Genomic DNA, 23854 nt, shown 5'->3' with positions numbered 1-23854 from the left:
GCGATGAAACGCTACGTTATCGAACGCGATCTGCCGGGTGTTGGTTCCATGTCCGGAGAAGAACTCTGCGGCGCATCCGCGAAATCAAACGAAGCGCTGGAGCAGATACCCGGCGTGCAGTGGGAACATTCCTACGTGGCTGGCGACAAGACCTTCTGCATCTATCTGGCTGAAAGCGAAGACGCGATCCACAAACACGCGGAACTCAGCGGCTTTCCGGCCAACACGGTTACCGAAGTTACCACGATCATCGATCCGACTACCGCTGGCTAAATGGGGCTGTACTCTGGCCGGTGTCCCCGACTAAGGTCGCGCGAATTTGACCGCACCGGGACGCTGCCATGAAAGTCGCAACCGCCGCTTATGACCTGACCTGGCTCGACAGTTGGGCGCAATACGAAGACAAGCTGAACCGCTGGGTGTCCGAGGCTGCGGGGCAGGGGGCCGAGTTGCTGGTCTTTCCCGAATACGGCGCGATGGAGTTGTCGACTCTCGATGGGGCCGATGTTGCGGGCGATCTGGAACGTTCGATCCGAGCCGTATCAGACCGGATCGAGGATGTACAAAACCTGCATTGCCGCCTCGCAAAGACGTACAAAACCTACATTCTGGGTGCATCCGCCCCAGTTGTGGACGGCGAGGGTCGCCCGGTAAACCGTGCTGCCTTCTACGCATCGGATGGCAGTTGCGACCATCAGGACAAACAGATCATGACCCGGTTCGAGCGCGAGGATTGGGACATCGCCCCGGGCGGTCCGCTCAAGCTGTTCGACACAGCGCTGGGTAAAATTGGTGTGCTGATCTGTTATGACAGCGAGTTCCCCTTGCTGGGCCGCGCGCTGAGCGAGGCAGACCTGATCCTCGTCCCGTCCTGTACCGAGGCGCTGTCGGGGTATTGGCGTGTTAGGATCGGTGCGATGTCAAGAGCCTTGGAAAATCAATGTGTTACCGTCATGGCTTCGCTGGTTGGCAGCAACGACTGGTCCGAGGCCGTGGATATGAACACCGGAACGGGTGGCGTATTCGGCCCGCCCGATAAGGGCTTTCCGGCGACCGGAGTGCTGGCCGAGGGCACTCTGAACCAGCCCGGCTGGACCTATGCGGATGTCGACCTGTCCGCCATAGCCGAGGTCCGCGCCGATGGCCACGTACTGAACCGAACCCACTGGGAAGAACAAGCCCCCCGAGTCGAATCGGTCACAATATCCGCCCTTTAGGCGATTCCGCCCTTGAAATAAGCCCAAAATGGGCTCATTTAAGCGCACATCCCCGCAGATTCTGCGGGTGCAACGTAATGATGGAGACAACATGGCCAAGGAAGATACGCTCGAATTTCCCGGTGTCGTGAAGGAACTCCTGCCTAATGCGACGTTTCGGGTCGAGCTGGAAAACGGCCATGAGATCATCGCACATACGGCAGGCAAGATGCGCAAGAACCGCATCCGTGTTCTGGCCGGCGACAAGGTTCAGGTCGAGATGACCCCTTATGATCTGACCAAGGGTCGGATCAACTACCGCTTCAAGTAACGCCTGCCGTAATGGCGTTTATCTTAGGATCGGGCAGCCCAAGGCGGCTGGACCTGCTGGCCCAGCTTGGCGTGCAGCCCGATGCCATCCGCCCCCCTGACATCGACGAAACCCCGTTGAAAGGTGAGCTTCCGGTTCCCTATTGCAGCCGTATTGCCCGCGAAAAAGTGCAGGCGGTTCAAGCAGATGCGGATGATATCATTCTGTGTGCCGATACCACGGTGGCGCTGGGTCGCCGCATTATGGGCAAACCCGAAAACGCAGGGCAGGCGGCCGAGTTTCTGCACGCCCTGTCCGGGCGTCGGCACCGGGTCGTCACCTCGGTTGCGCTGCGTCGGGGGGATCGGGTGCTGCAACGCGAGGTGGTTTCTCAGGTCAAGGTCAAACGCCTGTCGGATACCGAGGTGAACGCCTATCTCGCCACCGGCGACTGGCAGGGCAAGGCCGGAGCTTATGCGATTCAGGGACCAGCCGGGGCCTTCATTCCATGGATTTCGGGCTCGTTTACCGGCATCGTGGGCCTGCCGCTGTCTGAAACGACAGCACTGCTTCGGGCCATCGGCTATCCATTGTACAGAGAGGCGTCATGAAAGGCCGCACCATCGTTCTGGACCATATCGAAGGGCGCGAGGCCGCAGCCCTGATGGTCGACGGCAAGCTGGATGATTTCCTGATCGCAGGGAACGCGCCTGCCCCCGGCACGATCTATCGCGCCCGTGCTGACCGCCCCGTCAAAGGGCAGGGCGGTATGTTCCTGACCACACCGGATGGTCCGGCCTTTCTGCGTCAGGTCAAAGGGTTGGCCCCCGGCGCCCACCTGCTAGTGCAGGTGACGGGCTATGCCGAACCGGGCAAGGCCCTGCCGGTGACCGACCGCATCCTGTTCAAAAGCCGCTATGCCATCGTCACGCCGGACGCGCCGGGCCTGAACATCTCGCGTAGTATCCGGGATGAGGACGAACGCGACCGCCTGCTGGAGATCGCTCATGACCAGATGGGGGACAGCCCCTATGGTCTGATCCTGCGCTCGTGCTGTCTGGGTGAGGATGTGGATGAGATCGCCGAAGACATCAACGCCATGCTGGTGCAGGCCGAACAGGTTCTGAACGATCCCGGCACCGAACCCGAGGCGCTGAGCGAGGGCGACGGCCCCCATATTCTGGCCTGGCGCGACTGGACCGACCCGGCAGAGGTTGTCACCGAAACAGGTGGCTTCGAAACGCACGGTGTGCTGGATGCTCTGGATGTCGCGCGTGGCATTTCGGAGCCGCTGACAGGCGGTGGCCACCTATTCATTGAGGCCACCCGTGCGCTGGTGGCGGTGGATGTGAATACCGGCTCTGACAGCTCGCTGGCGGCTGGAACCAAAGCCAATTTCGCCTGTGCCAAAGCGCTGGCCCGTGCTTTGCGTGTCCGGGGGCTAGGTGGACAGATCACATTGGACTTGGCGCCCATGCCCAAGAAGGACCGGCGCGGTTTTGAACAGGCTCTGCGCGCCGCCTTCAAGGCCGATCCTGTCGAGACCACACTGGCTGGCTGGACGCCTCTGGGACATTTCGAACTGCAACGCAAACGCGGACGTATTCCCTTGAATGAGGTGCTGAAATGAGCTGCCCGATCTGCGGCGAAGATACGGTTGTGAAATTCCGCCCCTTCTGTTCCAAACGCTGTGCGGATGTCGATTTGGCCAAGTGGCTAAACGGTTCTTATGCCGTTCCGTCCCAGCGCGAAGAGGACGTTGAGAGCGACCTTCCCGACATCGAGGACAGCCCTGCACGTCCGCATTAAAAAAATGTCAAAAAGCCTCTGGACACTGGATGATCCAAGTCATAGAAGGCCCCCACCCAACGGCAAAAGCCGTTCCCGTGCCCGGGTAGCTCAGGGGTAGAGCAGTGGATTGAAAATCCTCGTGTCGGTGGTTCGATTCCGCCCCCGGGCACCATTCCTTCAGTTAAGCCTATGTTTATACTCCAGCTTTTAGCAACTGCTTGGAGCCGTAGACCATTTCGCGCCCTTTCACCTTAGCAAAAGACGGTGTTTTTACTTCAGCAGCCGCATCCCGAAAGAGCTTAGAGATCACTACACATCTCCTCGGATCGCTTATGGCTATCGCAGGATCGCAGGATCGCAGGATCGCAGGATCGCAGCGCTGCTGAGAGAGGCCGACACGACGCTGCACTCTCGGGTCCCGGTGAAAGATGCTCTTGATGCTGCGAAGAAGGAAATGGAGTAGACGGTTCGGCAACGTCTGCTCTGAACCCTTGGCAGACCACTTCAGCTTTACATGATAAACGAGAGTATTCGAGGCGGCTTTCATGCAGGAACCATACCAGAGAAACGGTGATTGCATGACCATTCGAAAATTTCAGGTTGTAACGCGACCGGGGAAAGAACAGAATTCGGGAAGTTCATTCACGAGACGGCGATCTCGCTCATGAAGGGAACCAAAGGGATCGCCCAGGGCATTCCGGGGCCCCTCGTGTCAACACTCCCAGAGAGTTTAGCTTCGGCATGATTTGGGGCAGCCTTGAAGCTCTTAAGGCGTTCGTTGGAGAGGATACATCCAGCCCGCATGTAGACCCACAGGAAGCTGAACTGGTCGAGTCGCGTTCAATCAAGCATTATGAATTGGTGGGCTGTCTATGTTTGGAACTGGCTTAAACGTCGATGAACTTTGACCGATATAATGGGTCCTAGAACAAGCGTTTTGTGACTCTGCAACGATAAGTGGGAGGAATGTTCTTATGCCTGGTGAATCTGAAGCATTTGCCGAACTCGAAAAGCGCGAATGGGGTAAGGCGGATGTAGCTCAATCGTACGCACAGGTGTTTGCGAAGGCGGCGGATTTGGTTGTACCGCATTTGGTTGATGCAGTTGAAGCCGGCCCCGGAACTAAAGCCCTTGATCTGTGCTGTGGGCATGGCAACGTATCTTCTGGCCTTGTAAAAGCAGGCGCCTCGGTTACAGGCCTGGATTTTTCACCAGTAATGCTGGAAATGGCGCGTTCTGCCGTGCCCGAAGTTCTGTTCGTTGAAGGCGATGCGATGGTGTTGGGCTTTGACGATGCATCATTTGATGCGGTCACAATCGGCTTTGGGATGCCTCACGTACCGGACCCTCCGAAAGTTGTTGCTGAGGCTCGCCGTGTTTTGCGTCCCGGTGGACGATTGGCCTTCTCGGTCTGGTGTGGGCCTGAGGTGGATACTGCGCTTGGATATGTGTTTGGTGCGATTGAGCGCCTCGGTTCTCCGGGCATCGTTTTACCACCGGGCCCGGGTGCACATGATTATGCTGATCCTGCTTTAGCATTTCCTGTTTTGGAATCCGCCGGTTTTACTGATTGCCTTCAATCCGTAATTGCATCGATGTGGTGTGTAGATGACCCGGGTGCGCCTTTTGATTTTTTCCGTGATGGTACAGCAAGAGGTGGTGCATTGTTGCGTCCACAACCTCCCGAGAATGCAGCAGCCATCCGGTCGGCCGTTGTGGCTGAAGTGCTGAAGAAACATGGCGAGGGGCCGGTGTGGAACGTACCCATTCCCGCTGTGGTGACTGCGGCAGTGGCGGTTTAATGCCTCAAAGCACCTATCACTTTATCGGCCCAATCAGCGCACCAATAGTACTCGTGCGGCTTACGACTATTCCAGCCATCGCTGTGCTTAGCGGCAACAAAGCACATAGCACTTCAGTTCGCGTGAAGACCTTTGGAAGCCTCACTCCGAACCTTTCTTGGGAAGCACCGCTCCAACCCCGTCAGTTGTATCGCCTTCGTCCCGGAACTGAATGCCCTGGGCTTCCAGCGCCGCACGGATCGTCAGGCAAGGTACCGTCAATGACAATCTGGACGAGGCGCAGGCGCGGCCAACCCGATTGGGTGAAGATGCGCCGCTAGCCGATGCAGGCCCGTCAACAGGGCCGCACCTGACAGGCCAACAGGCTGTCCGGCTTCGGACGTGCTGACCTGCATGAACTCCAGCCTTACTTCGAGTATCTAAATGCAATCAGCTTAAGTCATTGATACTTGCATCGGGAGCATTGCGCTTGACGGATTCAATACCGTTGTCCCGTCCAGATGCGCTGGTGTAGCTTTCACTGGTGCCGATCACTTGGCCATTGCTGGCTTTCAGGTTGAACATATGGCCGCCGGACTTGGTTTCCTTGCGCTCGTACCTGTCGTCATTCGGAGCATTTGTTTTCACCGACGCAATTCCGTTCTCAGCGCTGGCCTTTTGAACATAGCCTTCGCTGGCCAAGATGATTTCGCCATTCCCGGCCTTAAGACGAAACCGATATTCACCAGCCTTGTCTTCATAAAGCTCAAATTTTCCAGCCATGTGACCAACCTCATTATTGTTGAACCAAAATTCACCATGAAGTTGCTACGTTTGCCACAAGGCCACAAGACAAAAGTTGTAACCGTCTACAAGGGTAAAACAGAGTCACTCGTCTTGGGGGGCTCCAGATGCTGCTCTTGCTATCGCCACTCATGCGGCGCTTCAGTTTCGCTCGATCATCAGGCGACCAACGTTTCGCATCTTCGATCTGCCAAGCTACTGATCAGATTTACAACACCCGAACGTCCGGCATAGACCGGATCGCGGCTAGGTCCTGCTCGTACAGGTCTGTAAACGCATCAACTATGTCCGCATTCCAGCCAGGCAAATCAAGCTCTTCTTCGACTTGTTCCGGACGAGCGTGTTCGTCCAGAACATTGGCAAGCTCTTCGCGCAGGTTCTTGTGATCAGTGGAACCGGTTTGCCGCAAGATGTCCGGAACAAGGTGTTGTCCTGCATCAGTGAGAAGCGATGACAAAAATGCAAACTCACCGTCAATCGGGGCGTCGTCCGGCAGTCCGGCCAATGACCGGATAATATCTCCCCAAATCAACGGTGAATGCTCATTCTCCCACAGGGTGAGTTGAACCTGAGGCGCAAGGTCCCTTAGGTCTTCGATCATACTCAGCCAACTGAGGCAGCTGAGATCTGTGCTGGCCAGAATATCCTTTCGATAGTCCTCATGGATGGACATCAGGATTTTTGGGATGAATATTCCGGGGTTTACCAGGCCTGCAAAAACTTCGACTTGGGCAACGTCAAGCAAAGCTTCGGTATACGCTGTTCTTTTTCCGGCGAACGGATAGAACTGGCCATCCTGCAAGGCAGTACGTCTGGGCCCAAAGAACTTGTCGCTTGATACAATCACGCGGTCCAGATTCGGAGCGTCGGCGAAAAGCGCATTCAAGCTGTCCCGAACCTCAGGTGTCGGTGAACCCAGCGAAATCGAATCTGAAATCACCTTGACGAATTGACGAGACCGACGCGGGCCCAGAGCCCCGGCGCGGTAATCTGCCAAAATCCGTTTGTTTGCCAGAAGTGAGGACAAAACGTGTCCTTCATCAGTAAAAGCAGCGCCGGCATGGATAACAACCTGCATCTTGTTTACTGTGTCCTCTGGCTTTTCTGCATCGTCATTCACGTTGCTTTCAGCGGGAAAGCGCCCTCCATTCACTGTGCGGTTTTTTTGCACGTTCTCAGAAATTCGGGCAATCCCAAAGTTCACGTTGTAGTTTGAATCTTGTCGTCTCACAGAGGACATAATCAATAGATTAAGCCTCTGTAGTCACGCACATGCGCACCGACAACGCCGAGGTTCGGAGGCAAGAATTCCAGTCTCAAACCAAATTCGGCATCTAAGTCTCGCGCCCAATGCCGAACGATAACTGACGGTTGATACGGGAACCTTCTGGAACAAACCTGTGGCCGGGTGATGGACCGGAAACAGAGTCAATTTAGCGGGTTGCGGGCCTGAAATTTTTACCATATATGCCTGCTCATCCAGTGAGGCGGTGCCTGCCGAACATAGGCAAATATGTTCCAAAGCGCGTCTGACTTTTGAAGCTTGGCCAAGCGATTGGCTTGATCTGCAAGAAATGTGGATCTGGCTAAATCGAAGCGGCGAGGCGGAAAAGTGCCCCTATAGCTCAGCTGGTAGAGCAACTGATTTGTAATCAGTAGGTCCGCGGTTCGAGTCCGTGTGGGGGCACCACTTAAACACCAGCCAAACACCGGTAAAATAAGATGTTTCCTCAATTATTTGAGGCGCGCTCTTAATCTGCGGTTGGGTTTGATTATGGTTAGAACGTAACGTGAACCTTGTAACGAAACGGTCATTGCAAGGACATGGTATGCCGCAGATTAAGCTCACGGATTCGACGCTCAAGTAGCTGTCCACAACCAAGACAACATGGTTCTCAGATCCGTCCTGCAGCCTCCAGCCTGCGGTTGAAAAAGGGGGCGTGGCAGACTGATCGGTAGGACCAAAGGTGGCATGAACACAAAGCTGCGCGCCGTCACCGACAGTGTTGGTCGATCTATTCGACACTTCATCTCTGCTGGCCAAGCTAGCGACTATACAGGAGCCAGGGCTCTGGTGAACAGCCTACCATCGGCTGAATGGTTACTGGGTGATCGCGGCTATGATGCGGACTGGTTCCGTGAAGACCTGATAGACAAGGGGGTAAAGCCCTGCATCCCATGCCGAAAATCACGCGACCAGCCTGTCCGGTACGACTAGCGCCGCTACAAACGCCGCAACAGGGACGAGATTATGTTCGGACGCCTGAAGGACTGGCGTCGTGTCGCCACTCGCTATGATCGATGACCGAAGGTCTTCCTCTCGGCCATCGCGCTCGCAGCCGCCGTCTTGTTCTGGCTGTAAATCAATGAGTCCGGAACCTAGTCGGAGAATGTATACTCACCCAGATCACACAGGTTCAGCGAATAATCTTCTGCTTCGGAACCATCGGCAAAGACACCACGGATATCATAGAAACAAGTCGTGAGCCCGTCTGCGATATCCACGCCGATTTCATATCCAGGGGCGAGATAACCGCCCGCCAAAAGGTTTGCTTCCCAATCGTCGGATGATGCAGGGGAGACGTTGAATTCTACCAGGTCGGCGCTGCTGTCGTTGTAGAGTAGGAATTCCAGATCTTCCGCCTGAGCTGGGGAGTGAACGGCCAATGCCGCCATTGACAGTGCCGTAGAGATTAGAGTTTTCATCGTTTTGATCCTTCTGTTTGATCGGTAAATTGGTTGTGGGCCACCTTTGCCCGTGAGTAAGCGATGCGGTGGCCCACAACGGATGGTGCGAGGGGAAGTGCGCCGTCTTTGTCTCGTGGTGAACGCTTTAGAACCGGAGTTCGGAACCCAGTTGGCCAGCAACACCGTAGTCGTCAGAGCTGCTGCCAAACCCAGTCTGGGCGGAAACTTCTCCGAACAATGTGGTGCGTGCTGTGATGTCCACGTGGCCCCCTAGTGTCAGTGCAAGGTTGTTCCTGCCGCGCTCGGTCAGAACCGTGTCGGTTCCAAAAGACACCGAGGTTTCATCATCAAACGCACGGTAATAGTCGAACTGGCCAAAGAGGACGCTGGTGCCAAACTCACGCTCGGCCCGCAGACCTATGCGCGCGCTCAGCGTATCGCCGTCAGAGACTGTTCCAGCGGTACCGCTTGAAACATCGTTGAGATCATCGGCATCAACGCTGCTGTAGAGAAGTTGCGCCTGAGGAATGAGGTTCAGCCCATTGTTCAGGGCAAACACCTTGCCAACCTCGATCGAAGCGGCATAGCCATTCCCGTCCGTATCGACCTCCTGTCCTCCGGCAAGGCTGGTTGTGCTGTCGAAGAACGCATAACGCAACTGGCCGTCCAGATAGAGCTGACTATCGCCCAGCCACAACGCGCTCAGTGTCATATCGTAGGCGTCGGTGTCAATCTTGCCGTCAGCCAATGATGTTTCGCTGTTTGTCGAAAGTGTTGTTGCACCGAATTCAAACCCACCGATCACAGAGCCGTTGGCGACCTCGGCAAATGGAAGACTGGCGCCGACACGCAGACCGCCGCTGGTCGTTTCATTCGTACGATCACCGGATGTATAACGGTCGCGCCCACCTTCAGCGTTCAGCCACACCAGTGGTCGATCTGTCGCGCTGAGTTCTGCCAGGGATCGGCTGACGGTATTGGCGTCTTCTGCACCTGTTCTGCCGGTCAGGCGGCGCAACGCCCCATCCAAGGCAACCTGGTCGCTGAACTGTTGGACACCAGTTGCAAGGAAGGCTCGGTTCGGATTCAGGTTCACCCCTCCGTTCGCAGTGAAGGGCGTGAGGTTGAATTCACCGGTTACCGGGTCGTAATCAAGCAGGAAGGTATACGGGCCTCCGACGATAGCGGCTTCTCCGCCTTTGGTCACGAAATCGCCATTCACCAGACGAAAGTCGTTGGCAGAACTCGTGTCGGAAACCGTGGCGAGCGCAAAGGTCTGGAGATTTGCAAGAGTACCGGATTTCTGAACCTGCAGGCGTTGTTGCGCTCCTGTGCTGTCACCTGTCACAATCAACTGGTCGTTGGTTCCGGCATCAAAATCGACATCAAGCGCCACGGTGCCAGACCCTGTCAGATCGCCGCCAATAGTCAGGCGATCACCCCCGCGCCCATCCATCAAGCTGACAAGACCGTCGTTACTGACACCACCATCAACACTGACCACGCCCAAGTCGCCAAACCCGGCCCGAAAACGGCTGGTTGCGTCGATCCGCAGGTTACCGTTCAGGGACAGGTTTGCCACCCCTGCTGCGATGGTTGATCCGTTGTTTGCCGCGAGAGAAATAAAACTTGATGCTGAACTGTCCAAAGTTAGGGCACTTCCATTGTCTGCTGTCAGGTTTTCCCAATTGGTGAACAGACCGCCATCTAAATTGCCATTGAAGGCCGAAAAGGTCAGCGAGTCCTGCGTGCCAATGCCGCCGTCAAACAGGGTTGCCGCGCTGATATTCGCACCCCCTTCAATCGTCAGCGCGTCGGTACCGTCACTCAACAGCACCTCACCGGCGATCGCTGATCCCGACCGCAGAACGACATGGCTACTGCCGCCATCACTGTCGACAATCGCCTCGCCAGACAAGGAGGAGACCGACGCACCGCTGTTGAGAGTGATCACGCTCGACCCGGCAGTCGTCCGGGTCAGAATCCCGGCATTGGTTCCCCCTGAAACAGCGCCGGACACGGTAATCGATGTCAGACCTGAACCAAAGTTTTGGGCGTGGATGCCATAGCGGGCACCGCTGACATTCGCAGCCTCAATCGTCAACACGCCACTGCCATCGTTGCGCGCGTATATTCCGAACGATCCACCTGACACGGTTCCCGACGATGTTATTGAAATATCTGTCCCAAAGGTTCGGGCATAGATGCCATTACCTAAGGTTCCTGTGACATCCTTGGCTGCAATCGTCAGGGCTCCGGTGCCGTCATTTCGTGCCTGGATCCCGTGGGTAGCACCGCTGATTGTGCCAGTGGATGTGACCGAAAGGTTCGCGCCATAGTTATTCAGGTTCAGCCCGTTCAGGCGCGTTGATGTCACATCCGCGACCGAAAGTGTCAAATCGCCGGTACCTGTATTTCTTGCGGAGATCCCTCGCCAGCTACTGGTCACGTGCCCGCTTGTCGTGATTGAAAGGTCGGTGCCTCTGTTAACGGCGAGAATGCCTGAATTGTTGGCGGTTCCGGTGACGTTGGCCGCAGAGATCACCAACGATCCTCTGCCATAGTTGCGGGCATTTATACCGTACCCATCATCTGTGCTGATCGCGTCTTTGACGTCGATCGTTATACCTCCGGTCGTTCCGCGACCACTTGCGTATATCGCGTCACGAGCACCTGTCACAGTACCCGACGCCGTAACCGATAGTTTGGTGCCTGGGCCGTGGTTCGCCGCCCTTATCCCAAAGCTGTTGGTACTCGTGACTTCCGCAGTTGTGATTGTCAGGGCTCCGGTGCCGCCGTTGAGGGCGTAAACACCAAATGAGTTGCCCTGAACCGGTCCGGTCGCAGAAATGGTAAGGCCGGTGCCTCTGTTTTGCGCGGAAATTCCTTCTGCGCCCTGACCAACGACCTCTTTAACAGCAATCGTCAATGCGCCGCTGCCATTGTTTGTGGCTGCAATCCCCCGATCGCCGCCGATGACCCTGTCAGTTGCAGTAATGGAAAGATCACTACCGGAATTCGCCGCCGAAATGCCGTCACCTGTTGCACCGGAGACACCTGCGGCCGAGATTGTCGTCGCACCACTACCGGTGTTTAGCGCAAATAGGCCAGACCGGCCCCCTGAAACGATCCCGGAGGTTGTGATTGAAAGGTCGGTGCCGCGGTCGTTTCTGGCATAAATTCCATCATCCGCTGCTCCACTGACATTCGCCGCTGTAATTGAGAGACTCCCTTGCGACAGCACACTGGTGTTTCGAGCGTATATACCGTGGCGCGCTCCGCTAAGCGTGCCGGTCGTGGTCACCGTCAAATCACCGCAGCCATAAACGACGGCTCGAAGCGCGTCATTGGATTTCGAAATGATCGTTGACTCATTGTTGTCGGTAAACGTCATGCCCGAATTACTGAACAGATCAACGGCGTTATGGGAATTGAATGGCTCAATGCCAAAGCCCGGCGCCGTTTCCACGGTTATGGGCGCACCATTGATGATCGTCACACTGATGTCGTTTACCGGATCAGCCGGTCCGGAACACAAAAAAATGCCGGGGACCTGTGGGACGCAGCTACCCGCAAGCGCAGAGCCTGCAGTCAGGAGTGCGGTCGTACCAAGTGCCGCCGCAGAAACGCCCGAAAGCACGCGCCCCAGCGCCGGAGAGTAACTTGCCACTTGTCCCTTATACTTCGCCATTCGACCACCGCGCAGACGGATTGCCCGAACGTGTGGCAGGTTCGTGCCCTGTTCTATTTTACTCATTATGTCCGTGCCAATTTTGATTTTCTTGTTGGGTTTTCTATGTTTGCTTCGGCAGGGTGATCAGCGTTGCGGCCTCAGCGGTGCCGGGCGCAACTGCCATGGGACAGAGGTGACCATGCAAAAGCTCAAGGTCATAAAGCTCGGCGACCGCGCCATCTATCCGCAGCCAGTCCACGCAAGCCGTGGTCTCAAGATCAATTACCTGAATGCCGCACCATGGCGCGCTGTCGGCCTCAGTCAGGCGGGTCTCAAGTTCCAGCCCCTCGAACCGCTTGTAACGGGGCTTGGACAGGCCGACGAAGGCGTAACGACCGTGCACCGCCAGACCACGGGCAAAACCGGGACAAAAAACATGCGGCTCAAAATGACCTTTTCCGTTCCCGTCAAACTCCACCGTGCCCAATTCGCCACGCCCTGAGTTCAGCAGCCATAACCGTCCGTCATGCCATCGCGGTGAATGCGGCATCGACAGGTTGTCGCAAACGATGTCTCCCGTTTCGACATCTATAACGATGCCCCCATCCGCACGTCGGTCGCGCCAGCCGTCGATCGTGTCCGACCGGCTGACGGCTGTGACGTATCGAGGGTGCCCATCCTTCATCGCCAACCCGTTCAGGTGGCAACGATCCTCATCCACCAGCGATGAGATGAACGGTGGCCGCCAGACCTCACGAAAGCTGTGGCGCGGGTCCGGTGTTGCGAGACAATTGTATCGCGTGTTCACGAAGATCGCCTTGCCCGCGGCGTCGACGCCAAGGTCGTGCAGATCCAGTTGCCCGGTAAACTCGCTCTGACGCGGGATGAAGGCGGCGTCGAACAGATCATTCACGCGCTCTTGCGAATCCAGCACGTTCTGCAGGTGCAGGATTTGATCGTCTGCTGCCAGCGACAATCCGTGCACTCCATGACGGTGAACACCCATTGGTCGGGGAAAAGCCATCTGATGGATGTTGATCCCACCACCCGGCTTGACCCCAACCATGTAAAGAAGCCCCGCCTGGTAGGAGGAAAAGGCGATGGACAGCCCAAGCCCTCCAAGCCGGTCGGCCAGACCCGGTGAGACCGAGTAGTCAACTTTGGGTGTCTCCGCAGAAGAACCCGCTGTGTTGCCTTTATGTCCATCGCCATTGGATTTGGGACGGACGGTGGTCTGCTCTATTGTGTTCTGCATACTCAATGAAGCCTTATTGGCACTCGCGTTTTTGTTTTGATGCCTTACCAATTGCTTCGACCGCTTTGGTTGCGTTCGAACCTAAATCATTCACTGTTCGAGATTGGTGTTGCCTATGCGGGGCCACTCGACCAGCGTCGGATCAACGCGGCCCCGGCAGGTGTTGGACGAGAGGGTTCGAAACCCTATCGCTTTATTCCAACAGCCCTTTTTCCTGATAATATTTCAGGGCGCCCGGATGGATCGGCGCTGAAAGCCCGGCCTTTACCATTTCCTCTTTGGTCAGGTTCGCGAAAGCCGGGTGAAAGGTGCGAAAATCGTCGAAATTCTCAAAGATGGACGACACCAGAGCATAGACTGCCTCATCCGATACGTTGGCCGACGTCACAAGTGTTGCACCAACCCCAAAGGTCTCAACATCGTTGTCGGTGCCGCGGTACATACCACCGGGTATAGTGGCCGAGCGGTAATAGGCGTTGTTGTCGATCAAACCCGTCACTGCCTCACCCGTTACTGGCACCAGCTTGGCGTCGCAGGTGGTGGCAGCCTCGGTCAGGTTACCCGAGGGATGGCCGGCCGTGATGATAAACGCGTCGATCTGGTTGTCGCACAAGGCACTGGATTGCTCTGCTGATTTCAACTCGGCGGCAAGGGCGAAGGTGTCTTTGCTCCAGCCCTTGGCGTCCATCAGCACCTCCATGGTGCCACGCTGGCCAGAGCCGGGATTGCCGATGTTGACCCGCTTGCCTGCCAGATCGTCAAAATGCTCGATCCCCGAGTCCGCGCGAACCATCACGTTGAACGGTTCCGCGTGGACGGAAAACACTGCGCGCAGGTCCTCGAATGGTCCGGCTTCTTCGAATTTCGATGTGCCATTCAGGGCATGGAACTGCCAGTCGGACTGCGCAACGCCAAATTCCAATTCACCTTCGCGGATGGTGTTAATGTTGTAGACTGAGCCGCCAGTGGATTCGACCGTGCAGCGCACGCCGGTTTCCTTGCGGTTCTTGTTCATCAGACGGCAGATTGATCCGCCGGTGGGATAGTAAACCCCGGTCACGCCGCCTGTGCCGATTGTGACAAACTCTTCTGCCTGCGCAGCCACACTTCCAAGCGCCAGCGTCATGGCCGAGGCCAGTATCAGGTTCTTTCTCATCGTTTACTCCCTTCTCTCGTTATTATTTTGTTTGGTCATGTGTGCGGTGCTTTTGCACCCGGTTCTTGTCGATTGATCCAAACACGTCCTGGTATCCGAACAGTGCCGGAAGCCCTCCGGTATGCAGCATGACGACCCTCTGGCCCTTGCTGATCACTCCCTCGTCCAGCAGCTTCAGTAGCCCGGCAAATGTCTTTGCCGAGTAGACCGGATCCAAAAAGATGCCTTCGGTTCGCGCCATGAGGGTCAGGGCATCAAGCGTTCCTTCTCCGACTTGCCCATATCCGGGCGCGAGCACGTCATCCCAGACGTTGATGCCGTTCGTGACGATCGCCGGGTCGAAATCCATCAAGGCGGCCAATCTTCCGAGAACTTTTTCCATGCGCGCGTACTGCTGATCCTGATCGCGACGCACACAGATGCCGTGGACAGGTGCGCTCATCCCGGACAGCCGCAGCCCCGTCAGAAACCCGCCGTGGGTCGAGCCGCTGCCCGAAGGCACGACTGCGGCGTCGAAATCGCTTAATTGCGCGCTCAGCTCGGCTCCACCCTGCACATAGCCCAGTGCGCCCAGGGGCGGATGGTTGATGCCAAGGTGGATGACATAGGGTCGGTGGCCAGCGGCAACCAGTTGATCGGCCCTTTCATGCAGGGCATTGTCCGCACCGACTTCATCTTCGCCGACCGGAAAGTGCATGTGTTCAGCGCCCAGGATTCTGGCCAGAAGGACATTGCCCGAGTGGTAATATTGCTCTTCCATTCCCGGCACCCGCTCTTCCAGTTGCAGAACGGAATTCATCCCCAGACGGGCCGCGGCAGCAGCCGCTGTGCGCACAAAGTTCGATTGAACTGCGCCGGTAATCAGTACGGTATCGGCCTGCTGTTGCACCGCTTCACCAAAATAGAACTCCAACTGACGTGTCTTGTTGCCGCCAAAGCTAAGCCCGGTCAGGTCGTCCCGCTTAAGCCATAGGTCAATTCCAAGGTGGTCAGACAGGCGATCCAGCCTTTCGACCGGTGTGACTTCGGTCATCAAGCGAACGCGCGGAAACTCGGAAAGTTTCTGGTCGATATTCATCTGTTCAGTCATCAGGCGTCATCCAACCAGATAGGCGCGGCGGAACAGGGCCGCGCATGCGAGGATCGAGATTATTCGAATGGCGTGGGAGATTGCCTGTTGTGGCAGCAGCGGGCCGATCAGGTGCCCCAAAAGACTGCCCGCAACAGTGGCCGCGACAAATGGCCAAAGCCATGGAGCGCTGGCAAAGGCCGTCCAGTCCGACAGGCAGTGCAACGCAAAGGCGGAACCATATGCGATCAGTGCCACGGGCTGTACCAACCGACGCGCTTCATGCGGGGTTCGACCCGACGCCAGAAAGCCCAGAATCATCAAGGGGCCGGGGGTCGCGGCCCATACTGTGGCAAGGCCGGACAGACCCGAAATTGCCTGAAATCCCCGTGGACCGACCCTGTTTTCTTGCGGCAACAACGAAGTGGCCACTCCGACGAGCAAAAGAACGCCTGTCAGGACCAACACCATGCGTTCCGACAGGTAGGGGTAAATCACAAGACCCAATGCTATGCCCGCAACACACCCAATCACGGCGTTCCGGATCAGGGCATTGTTCTGCAACCACACCTGCCTGTTCGACGCAACAAGCGAGACGAGCGTGTTCAGCATGAGCAATACGGGAACAGCCGTGGCCGTTCCTAGCAACACCATCATCACAGGCGCTACCACGATGCTGAACCCAATCCCGACTCCAACCTGAATCGCAGCACCCGTTGCGATGGCCAGAAGCAAGATCAGCAGGTCAGCGGGCACGTTTCGATCCATTGTAGTGCAGTTCATGCACGGAACGTACCGCCAGCCCGACTTAATGAAAAATCATCTTATTGTATTTGTTGATACACTGGTGTTATCAACTCATATGCGTATAACTGCCCGACAGATTGAGCTTTTCCAGATGGCCTACCGGCACCGGTCCACGCGAAAGGCAGCTGATGCCCTGCACATATCTCAGCCCGCCATAAGCCGTGTCGTCGCTGAGCTTGAGGCAGAAATGGGTGTGCCGCTGTTTGACCGATCGGGACGTAAGTTCGAGCCAACTTCGGCGGCGCACAGTTTGCAGCAGGCGGTCCAAAAACACTATCAGGGGCTGGAACGTATTCAGGAGACTGCAATCCAAATCGCCTCTGGTACAGGTGGGCATCTGCGTGTGGCAACAGTTCCGGCGTTGGCCGATACCCGCGTTGCGGTCGTGGCTGGCAAACTCATGGCGGAACTCTCTGCCCTAAGGGTCGACGTCGATGTTCTGGACGAGAAGGCCGGAATGGCCGCTTTGCGCGAAGGACGTGTGGATTGCGCAATTGTATCGTCTGATCCCGGCGATTCAAATCTGGCTTGCACTCGGCTGGCCGACCTTCAACCCGTGGTAATTGTTCCCCGCGATGATCCGTTGGCTACGGCACGCGGAGTTTCGGCTGCCGAACTCGCTGAGGCTCCTCAAATCATGCTGACACCTCATAGTCCATTCCGCCGCGCAGTGGAGGTAATGTTCGACATCTGTGAGGTATCGTTTCAGGTCAGAGCCGAAGCCCAAACACAGGCCGCTTTGGTGCGCATGGTAGCTCAGGGTGCAGGCCGCGCAATCGTCGACAGAGGAATTTTGAGCTCGTCGCTAACAGACAATGTCTCTGCCGTGCCTTTAACAACCGACCTCAGTTGGCCGGTTCGAATAATCACTTTCTCCGCATCAAATGACATTCCTGGTTTGAAAAGATTCACGAAAGAACTGAAAGAGTATCAGGGTTTACCCCACTAGTTTTAGGTGTGTAGCTCGCATCGTTGTCTGAAAAGCGAGCGATCATGCGCGCACCCTTAATTGTATCTGATATTGTACCCGCTTCACGCAAGGTCAGGCGGCGCTCAATCTCTTCCGGTACACACCTCTGGTGTTGGGACCATCGTATACCAGAGACGATGCACATCCCCATCGGCGGCGGCCCGGGTGAGGTCATCACTGTGCTTTCTTTCAAGCGGTTCAACTGCAACATGTTGCCTATCAAGTGAAACGGGCTCGATCCAAGCGTAAGTATTTGCCTAACCTGTTCGCGACTGGAGCCAATTGGAGACCCGCGTCCGTCTGACTGGCTACAGCGCTTTACGCAACGCGGCCTGCGACTAAACCAACAACCGGAAGAACCGCCTGCTGTTGCGGTAATTGCGACGAAGCCCCAGGTCATGACCTCTGCTTTGTCGGATCTGAATTCATTTGGGTCCGGGCAAACTCTTTTCGTACCGGTCGCCGCTGGCACTTTGATTTCGACCTATGAGGAGTTGCTGGGTACGCAGACGCCAATTGTACGCACAATGCCAAACACACCTGCATCGGTTGGTTCTGGCATCACCGCTCTTGTGGGCAATGCCTGCACGGCGGTCAGTCATATGGAACTTGCAATACAGCTGATGCAGGCAGTTGGAGAAACCGTGATCCTGGAGGATGAGGGCATGCTTCACGCTGTGACCGCGATCTCTGGCAGCGGCCCGGCCTATGTGTTCGCGATGACGGAAGCGTTGACAGAAGCGGGAAGAGAGTTGGGTTTGGCCGCAGAAGTTTCGGCCAAGTTAGCATCTGCAGTGGTGTCGGGGAGCGGTGATTTGATGCGGGTCAAACCCCAGTCGCCGACTGATCTTCGAAATCAGGTCACATCACCTAACGGGACAACGGAAGCCGCGCTTCACGAGTTGATGTCCCTTGAGAATGGGGTCTTTCCTCTACTGCGAAGGACTGCGCGGGCTGCTCATAGCCGCAGTGTTGAGCTGTCTCAAAGCACTGACGGGAATTGATATCCAAAATCTCAAAGTGACCCGTTGCAGCTATGGTCCTTGGGCATCTTTATTAGTGTCGCACAGTCACAATCGCTTGGATTGCGAAATGCCTCAAGCGTAGGAAAAGTTCATACTTTCATGCTAAGCGTCAGTATCGCCGGCCGAAAACAGTCCCGCGAGTACCGTCACCCTTCCAGACAGCGCGCCCTCGCACGCGGTTGCAAGAACGAGTTTTCTGGCCGACGTTTGAGGAAGATGGATGCTTTTGACGTCGGCAGATCGATATCGCATCACATCGGGGGCAGGCAGGAGCGTAAAACCCAGACCCGCCGAGACACATTCCATGATCGCTTCAAGATTATCGAGGACAATCGTCTCGGAACCCTTTGGCCTTTCGTGCTTCAGCATCTCGCCAGCAATGAGCTTTCCGATCCCGGTGTCAGGCATAAAGTGAAAGAAGGGCTGCGCCCTCAACAAACCTGCGAGCCCGTCTTTCAGCAATCTCTCATGGGTCGCAAAAACAAAGGGTTCTTCTCGAAGCACCAATTCCGTAAGCGCGTCGGGAACACCTTCGGCATCCGTGACAAGTGCGGCATCAAGCTGTCCGCTCACGACCTTTTCCTGTAGTGCCTTGGACAGCCCGGTTTCAAACGAGAAGGTCGCTTGCGGCGCGTGATGTTTTGCGTTGTTCAGGAAGTCCGGCAGCAGGCGAACGGCAGCTGTTGTGACAAATCCAATTCGGAAATGTCCGACCAGGGTGTCTGTCGGACGGCAGATTTCAAGAAGGTCATCTTCATGCTGCAGGATCGGGATTGAGGCCTCGAGGATGGTTCGACCGATTGGCGTAAGTCGCGGCGGTCGCACGGTGCGGTCAAAAAGGTCAACGCCAAGCTCCGTTTCGAGCGCCTTCATCTGCATGGAAACTGCGGACAATGTCATGTTTAGTTGCTCGGCCGCCTTTACAAAGGAGCCGACTTTGGAAATCCGCATGAGAGTTCTGAGAGAGCGTGTCTGCATAACTTAAGAAATACTGCATTTGATATCAAATCTTATTCCATTGAGTTGTATTTCTGCAAGCGTATTCTGGTGAAACTAGAAACGAGGGACACGCCATGACGCATCCGCTTGTGACCGTTGCAAGAGAACTGGCCCCAAGATTTGAGAAACGTGCCGCGAAGTGGGACAAGTCGCGTTCTTATTGTTGGCAGAACGTTGGTGAACTGGCCGATGCGGGCCTCATGGGTATGACCATTCCAAAGAAGTATGGCGGACATGGCGCGAGTTTTCTGGATGTGGCCTTGGTGGTGGAAGAGATCGCGAAAGCCTGCGCCCTGACGGCCCGCATCGTTGTCGAAGGTAACATGGGCGGCATCAGCGCGATAATGGGGTACGGCAATGACGATCAAAAGGCTTTTTGTGCCCACTATGTGTTGGCAGGGGACAAGCCCGCGATCTGCATCACGGAACCTCACGCAGGAAGTGCCGCGACTGACATGCAAACGACCGCCCGGAAACAAGGTAACAACTACATCGTCAACGGGATTAAGCACTGGATCACCGGAGGCGGCGTCTCGAAGCTCCACTTGGTATTTGCGCGCGTGCTTGATGAGGCAGGCGTCGAACAGGGGATTGGTGGTTTCATTCTGTTTGCCGATCCAATCTCGGGCAATATGCCAAAGGGGTTCACTGTGGTGGGCCGCGAATACACGATGGGCCTTTGCGGTATGCCCGAAGCAGAATTGCGGTTCGAGAATGTCGAGATCGACGAGAAATGGCTGGTCAAGCCACCCGCGGGTCTCAAGCGCGGTTTTGCAGACCTGATGAATGCCTACAATTCGCAGCGCGTCGGTGCCGGTACCATTGCCATGGGTGTCGCGGCAGGGGCGCTCGAACAGGCCAAACGCTATCTCCTCCAACGCGAACAGTTCGGGCGCCCACTCGCAGAATTCCAGGGGCTTCAATGGATGCTCGCCGATATGGACACGCAAGTTCATGCAGCCCGGCTGCTTCTCCATGAAGCGGCGCGATCGCGTGGTCCAAACGGCAGTCAGTATCCAGACATGACGATGGCCGCCCGCGCCAAGCTCTTTGCGTCCGAGATGGCTATAAAGGTGGTCAACGACGCGCTGCAGATGTTCGGCGCACGTGGCTACAGTGATCGTGAACCTCTGGAACGGATGTATCGCGATGTGCGCATGTTCACCATCGGTGGCGGGACCGCACAGATCCTTCGAACTCAAGTCGCCGGGAACATTCTTGGCATGAAAACACCACAGACGCGGGACGGATATACGCGCCTAGCCGACATGGCGCGCTACGCGGCTGAATAGGAGGCCCCATGAAAACTGACAATGACCTGCGGGCCGCCGATCTTCTCGCGCGGCGGCTTTATGATGCTGGCTGCCGGCACGCGTTCGGCATGCCCGGTGGAGAGGTGCTGACGATTGTCGATGCGCTTGAAAAGGCTGGTATCGCATTCGTTCTCTGCAAACATGAAAACAGCGCCGGCTTTATGGCCGAAGGGGCGCATCACATGAACGGAGTACCAGGTATTCTCGTGGCAACGGTTGGCCCTGGCGCGTTAAATGGTGTGAATGTCGTCGCCAACGCACATCAAGATCGTGTGCCACTTATCGTCCTGACCGGGTGTGTCGACGCGACTGAGGCTCTGACCTACACACACCAGGTTCTTGACCACCAGGCTGTTTTCCGCCCGATCACCAAGGCCAGCTTTATGCTGACCGCAGAAGGGGCTGATACAATTGCGGACAAAGCGGTTACTATCGCAACTGATGGCCGCGACGGCCCTGTCCATATCGATGTACCGATTTCTGTCGCTGACGCGCGTTCTGGCCCTGTTAAGAAGCGCCGCCGCTCGAAAGTGAGTGCCGTTGTTCCTGCGGATGACGATCTGACACTGGCCCGATCGTGGCTGGCGACTTCCAAACGACCGGTCATGATCGTGGGGCTGGATGCGCTCAAAGACAATGCAAGTGCCGCTATCCTGCGTTTTTGCGAAACACAGAACGTGCCGGTCATCACGACCTACAAAGCGAAGGGGATTGTCCCTGAAGATCATTCCCTTTGCCTGGGTGGCGCGGGCCTGTCACCCAAGAATGACAAAGTCCTGCTACCGTTCGTACAGGAGGCCGACCTGATCATCTGTGCTGGCTACGACCCGATTGAAATGCGGGTCGGTTGGCGCGACGTCTGGGACACAGAGACAGTCAATGTTATCGATATTTCGGCGGAGCCAAATACTCATTATATGCACCAATCGAGCCTTCAGTTCGTCTCGCATGTCGGGCGCACGTTGGACGCTATCTCAAAAGGGGTCGCGGCAAAATCCCGTTGGTCTGACGGCAAGATCAACTCGGTCCGTGAGAGCCTGACCTCAACATTTGCCGAGACGGAGGTTTGGGGGCCGGGGGCGGTCATCGACATCTGCCGCGAAGTGCTGCCAAAGGAAACCGTAGCGACAGTCGATTCCGGTGCGCACCGCATTCTTCTTTCGCAGAAGTGGAGCTGCTACGCCCCGAAAAGCCTGCTGCAGTCGTCGGCCTTTTGCACAATGGGTTGTGCCGCGCCGCTTGCTATGGGCGCTTCACTGATCGAACCAGATCGCAAGGTTGTTTCATTCTCCGGCGATGCCGGAATGCTGATGGTGGCAGGGGAGTTGTCGACGGCGGCAGAACTTGGTCTGAAAACGATTTTTGTGGTCTTAGTGGACGCCAGCCTTGCCCTTATTGAGATTAAACAGCGCGGGCGGCAACTTGAGAACTCAGGCGTGGATTTCGCGCAGCACGACTTTGCGCGCTTGGCAGAGGCCTTTGGCGGTGTGGGGCATACTGTGGGGTCCGGCACGGAGTTGAAGGCCGCTCTTGCTGCCGCGCAGGATGCTGACAGTTTCACGGTCATCGCTGCCGTCATCGACCGGAGAGCGTATGATGGACGAATCTAACATGTTTGCGAACCGCAAAAGATAGAAGTCAAAGGGTATCTTTTTGTTTTGTGTTCAATGCACTTCAGGCGATAGAAAGCCGATTTGCATTGCGACGGTTTTCCAGAGAGACGGGAACACTAGAATTAAACCCCAATCTCATTGTCACTTGGGCCCGCACTGCCAGCCAGAACGTGGTTGATTGCATTGTACAGGCTGCAAATGTCCGCAATACGGGCTGCGAAAGCAGCATCTCGTCCAGTTCGCCAGTGACCGGTTTGGGCCGTTGTTTAAATCCTGGAGGAGAAGGCGGGGTCGGTGCTGAGACAGTTTAAAGGTCTGCAATCGAGCCTGCAGCGGACGTCGGCTGCAGCAGCATGCTTTAAAATTATGGCTGTGCTAAAATCTACTCGTCTGCTTGAATGAGGGAAATCATGCCGACAGCCAAACTGAACGGCGCGAAAATTCATTTTGAAGATACTGGCGGAGAAAGTGAGCCGGTCTTGTTCTCTCATGGCCTCCTGTTCAGCGGGACCATGTTTGAACCGCAGGTTGCTCGTTTGAGGGACCGCTTTCGCTGCATCACATATGACCATAGGGGTCAGGGACAAAGTAGCGTGACCGAAGGTGGGTATGATATCGACTCGCTGACCTCCGATGCTGAAGAGTTAATCAGAACTCTGGACGCGGTACCTTGCCATTTTGTCGGCCTAAGCATGGGCGGTTTTGTGGGCATGAGATTGGCAGCTCGTGAGCCAAGTCTTCTGAAGTCGTTGACTTTGCTCGAAACCAGCGCTGATCCTGAAGAGCCGAAAAACGTTCCCAAGTATCGAATTTTGAACTTTGTAGCGCGATGGATCGGATTGTGGGCCGCCATCAATCAGGTCATGCCGATAATGTTCGGTCGCACATTTCTCACCGATCCAGACTGCGCAGAAGAAAGGCGCAGGTGGTCAAAGGCAATAATGAGCAACCATCGGATCGGGATCACACGGGCGGTCAACGGGGTGATTGACAGAGAAGGCTGCACCGAACTGCTTGGAAAGATAGAGGTTCCAGTCGGCATAGGCGTTGGAGACGAAGACATCGCAACGGTTCCGGAGAAATCACGTCGTATTCATCGTGCAATCGCAACCTCAGAATTGGTTGTGTTCAAGGGAGCAGGCCATTCCTCTTCAATAGAAACACCAGACCAGGTGACGGCGTTAATAGAACGCACAATTCAGAGAACTGTGAAATCAGGAGTCGGCTCTGTTGAACAAACAGGTCACTAGGAATCGCCATCTTCGCCTGCATCTTGGAATTACACGGTTTGAACGTGAATTCCCGCTTCGCTCCGCCTCCAATCACTGATGCAAAAGGCAGCGAACAGCGACGCCAAGACCTATACTCTGAGGTAACCCCTTAATCCGGTGCTTGGGAAAAATG

At 56.0% G+C, this 23854-nt stretch carries 21 protein-coding genes, 2 tRNA genes and 1 pseudogene; 15 read left to right on the top strand and 9 right to left on the bottom strand.

Annotation, left to right across the window (positions count from 1 at the left end):
- Window positions 1–3: 3 nt before the first annotated feature.
- The 8 genes from ACR0LF_RS20620 (at window position 4) to ACR0LF_RS20585 (ending at window position 5099) form a co-directional block, all read left to right on the top strand.
- Window positions 4–273 carry a DUF4242 domain-containing protein gene (locus ACR0LF_RS20620; protein ID WP_480579055.1) on the top strand — a complete coding sequence of 90 codons (270 nt, stop codon included), beginning with the start codon at window positions 4–6 and terminating at the stop codon, window positions 271–273.
- 68 nt (window positions 274–341) lie between these two features.
- Window positions 342–1217, top strand: coding sequence for a carbon-nitrogen hydrolase family protein (locus ACR0LF_RS20615; protein WP_480579058.1), 876 nt, complete (start codon window positions 342–344; stop codon window positions 1215–1217).
- Between the two features lie 91 nt (window positions 1218–1308).
- Entirely contained in the window at window positions 1309–1527 is a 219-nt protein-coding gene (gene infA, locus ACR0LF_RS20610; RefSeq protein ID WP_005978431.1) for a translation initiation factor IF-1, read from the top strand.
- A gap of 11 nt (window positions 1528–1538) precedes the next feature.
- On the top strand, window positions 1539–2117 hold the full coding sequence (locus ACR0LF_RS20605) for a Maf family protein (protein WP_480579061.1): 579 nt from the start codon (window positions 1539–1541) through the stop codon (window positions 2115–2117).
- Window positions 2114–3136 (top strand): ribonuclease E/G, encoded by a 1023-nt coding sequence (locus ACR0LF_RS20600; RefSeq protein WP_480579064.1) that lies wholly within the window; start codon window positions 2114–2116, stop codon window positions 3134–3136. The genes ACR0LF_RS20605 and ACR0LF_RS20600 overlap by 4 nt, the downstream gene beginning before the upstream one ends.
- Window positions 3133–3315: a DNA gyrase inhibitor YacG gene (locus tag ACR0LF_RS20595; RefSeq protein ID WP_480579067.1), complete on the top strand. Its 183-nt coding sequence runs from the start codon at window positions 3133–3135 to the stop codon at window positions 3313–3315. Before ACR0LF_RS20600 ends, ACR0LF_RS20595 begins: the two co-directional genes overlap by 4 nt.
- A 79-nt stretch (window positions 3316–3394) precedes the next feature.
- Window positions 3395–3469: transfer RNA gene (locus ACR0LF_RS20590), tRNA-Phe, on the top strand.
- Window positions 3470–4271: 802 nt separating this feature from the next.
- On the top strand, window positions 4272–5099 hold the full coding sequence (locus ACR0LF_RS20585) for a class I SAM-dependent methyltransferase (protein ID WP_480579070.1): 828 nt from the start codon (window positions 4272–4274) through the stop codon (window positions 5097–5099).
- Between the two features lie 429 nt (window positions 5100–5528).
- Here the strand turns inward: ACR0LF_RS20585 and ACR0LF_RS20580 are convergent, their stop codons facing one another.
- Together ACR0LF_RS20580 and ACR0LF_RS20575 are read right to left on the bottom strand one after the other, a co-directional pair.
- Window positions 5529–5861 (bottom strand): YegP family protein, encoded by a 333-nt coding sequence (locus tag ACR0LF_RS20580; protein WP_480579076.1) that lies wholly within the window; start codon window positions 5859–5861, stop codon window positions 5529–5531.
- 229 nt (window positions 5862–6090) lie between these two features.
- Window positions 6091–7002, bottom strand: a complete 912-nt coding sequence (locus tag ACR0LF_RS20575; RefSeq protein WP_480579079.1) for a hypothetical protein — start codon at window positions 7000–7002, stop codon at window positions 6091–6093.
- A gap of 494 nt (window positions 7003–7496) precedes the next feature.
- On the opposite strand from ACR0LF_RS20575, the gene ACR0LF_RS20570 reads away from it, so the two are divergent.
- Window positions 7497–7572: transfer RNA gene (locus ACR0LF_RS20570), tRNA-Thr, on the top strand.
- A 221-nt stretch (window positions 7573–7793) separates the two neighbouring features.
- A pseudogene (locus ACR0LF_RS20565) lies at window positions 7794–8187 on the top strand (IS5 family transposase); the annotation flags it as partial.
- A gap of 74 nt (window positions 8188–8261) precedes the next feature.
- Here the strand turns inward: ACR0LF_RS20565 and ACR0LF_RS20560 are convergent.
- From ACR0LF_RS20560 to ACR0LF_RS20535, 6 genes are all read right to left on the bottom strand, one after another.
- The gene (locus ACR0LF_RS20560; protein ID WP_480579082.1) at window positions 8262–8588 is read right to left on the bottom strand and encodes a hypothetical protein; all 327 of its coding nucleotides are present in this window, start codon (window positions 8586–8588) and stop codon (window positions 8262–8264) included.
- A 127-nt stretch (window positions 8589–8715) separates the two neighbouring features.
- Window positions 8716–12327: an autotransporter outer membrane beta-barrel domain-containing protein gene (locus ACR0LF_RS20555; RefSeq protein WP_480579085.1), complete on the bottom strand. Its 3612-nt coding sequence runs from the start codon at window positions 12325–12327 to the stop codon at window positions 8716–8718.
- A 37-nt stretch (window positions 12328–12364) separates the two neighbouring features.
- Window positions 12365–13498: a TIGR03032 family protein gene (locus tag ACR0LF_RS20550; protein WP_480579088.1), complete on the bottom strand. Its 1134-nt coding sequence runs from the start codon at window positions 13496–13498 to the stop codon at window positions 12365–12367.
- A 193-nt stretch (window positions 13499–13691) separates the two neighbouring features.
- The gene (locus tag ACR0LF_RS20545) at window positions 13692–14654 is read right to left on the bottom strand and encodes a TAXI family TRAP transporter solute-binding subunit (RefSeq protein ID WP_480579091.1); all 963 of its coding nucleotides are present in this window, start codon (window positions 14652–14654) and stop codon (window positions 13692–13694) included.
- A gap of 22 nt (window positions 14655–14676) precedes the next feature.
- A complete protein-coding gene (locus tag ACR0LF_RS20540; protein WP_480579094.1) occupies window positions 14677–15744 on the bottom strand; it encodes a D-cysteine desulfhydrase family protein in 1068 nt (355 codons plus the stop codon).
- 6 nt (window positions 15745–15750) lie between these two features.
- Window positions 15751–16479, bottom strand: coding sequence for a TSUP family transporter (locus ACR0LF_RS20535; protein ID WP_480579097.1), 729 nt, complete (start codon window positions 16477–16479; stop codon window positions 15751–15753).
- A gap of 25 nt (window positions 16480–16504) precedes the next feature.
- Between ACR0LF_RS20535 and ACR0LF_RS20530 the strand changes: the two genes are divergently transcribed.
- Both ACR0LF_RS20530 and ACR0LF_RS20525 read left to right on the top strand, forming a co-directional pair.
- Window positions 16505–17479 (top strand): LysR family transcriptional regulator, encoded by a 975-nt coding sequence (locus ACR0LF_RS20530; RefSeq protein WP_480579190.1) that lies wholly within the window; start codon window positions 16505–16507, stop codon window positions 17477–17479.
- A gap of 419 nt (window positions 17480–17898) precedes the next feature.
- Window positions 17899–18504: a pyrroline-5-carboxylate reductase family protein gene (locus ACR0LF_RS20525; RefSeq protein WP_480579101.1), complete on the top strand. Its 606-nt coding sequence runs from the start codon at window positions 17899–17901 to the stop codon at window positions 18502–18504.
- 123 nt (window positions 18505–18627) lie between these two features.
- Here the strand turns inward: ACR0LF_RS20525 and ACR0LF_RS20520 are convergent, their stop codons facing one another.
- Window positions 18628–19503 (bottom strand): LysR family transcriptional regulator, encoded by an 876-nt coding sequence (locus ACR0LF_RS20520; protein ID WP_480579104.1) that lies wholly within the window; start codon window positions 19501–19503, stop codon window positions 18628–18630.
- 95 nt (window positions 19504–19598) lie between these two features.
- On the opposite strand from ACR0LF_RS20520, the gene acdA reads away from it, so the two are divergent.
- From acdA to ACR0LF_RS20505, 3 genes are all read left to right on the top strand, one after another.
- Window positions 19599–20816 (top strand): 3-sulfinopropanoyl-CoA desulfinase, encoded by a 1218-nt coding sequence (acdA, locus tag ACR0LF_RS20515; protein ID WP_480579107.1) that lies wholly within the window; start codon window positions 19599–19601, stop codon window positions 20814–20816.
- Window positions 20817–20824: 8 nt separating this feature from the next.
- Window positions 20825–22447: a thiamine pyrophosphate-binding protein gene (locus ACR0LF_RS20510; RefSeq protein ID WP_480579110.1), complete on the top strand. Its 1623-nt coding sequence runs from the start codon at window positions 20825–20827 to the stop codon at window positions 22445–22447.
- 413 nt (window positions 22448–22860) lie between these two features.
- A complete protein-coding gene (locus ACR0LF_RS20505; RefSeq protein ID WP_480579113.1) occupies window positions 22861–23700 on the top strand; it encodes an alpha/beta fold hydrolase in 840 nt (279 codons plus the stop codon).
- The last annotated feature ends 154 nt before the right edge of the window (window positions 23701–23854 follow it).

The sequence above is a fragment of the Ruegeria sp. E8 genome (assembly GCF_056533985.1).
This window is presented reverse-complemented; position numbering and strand designations above follow the sequence as displayed.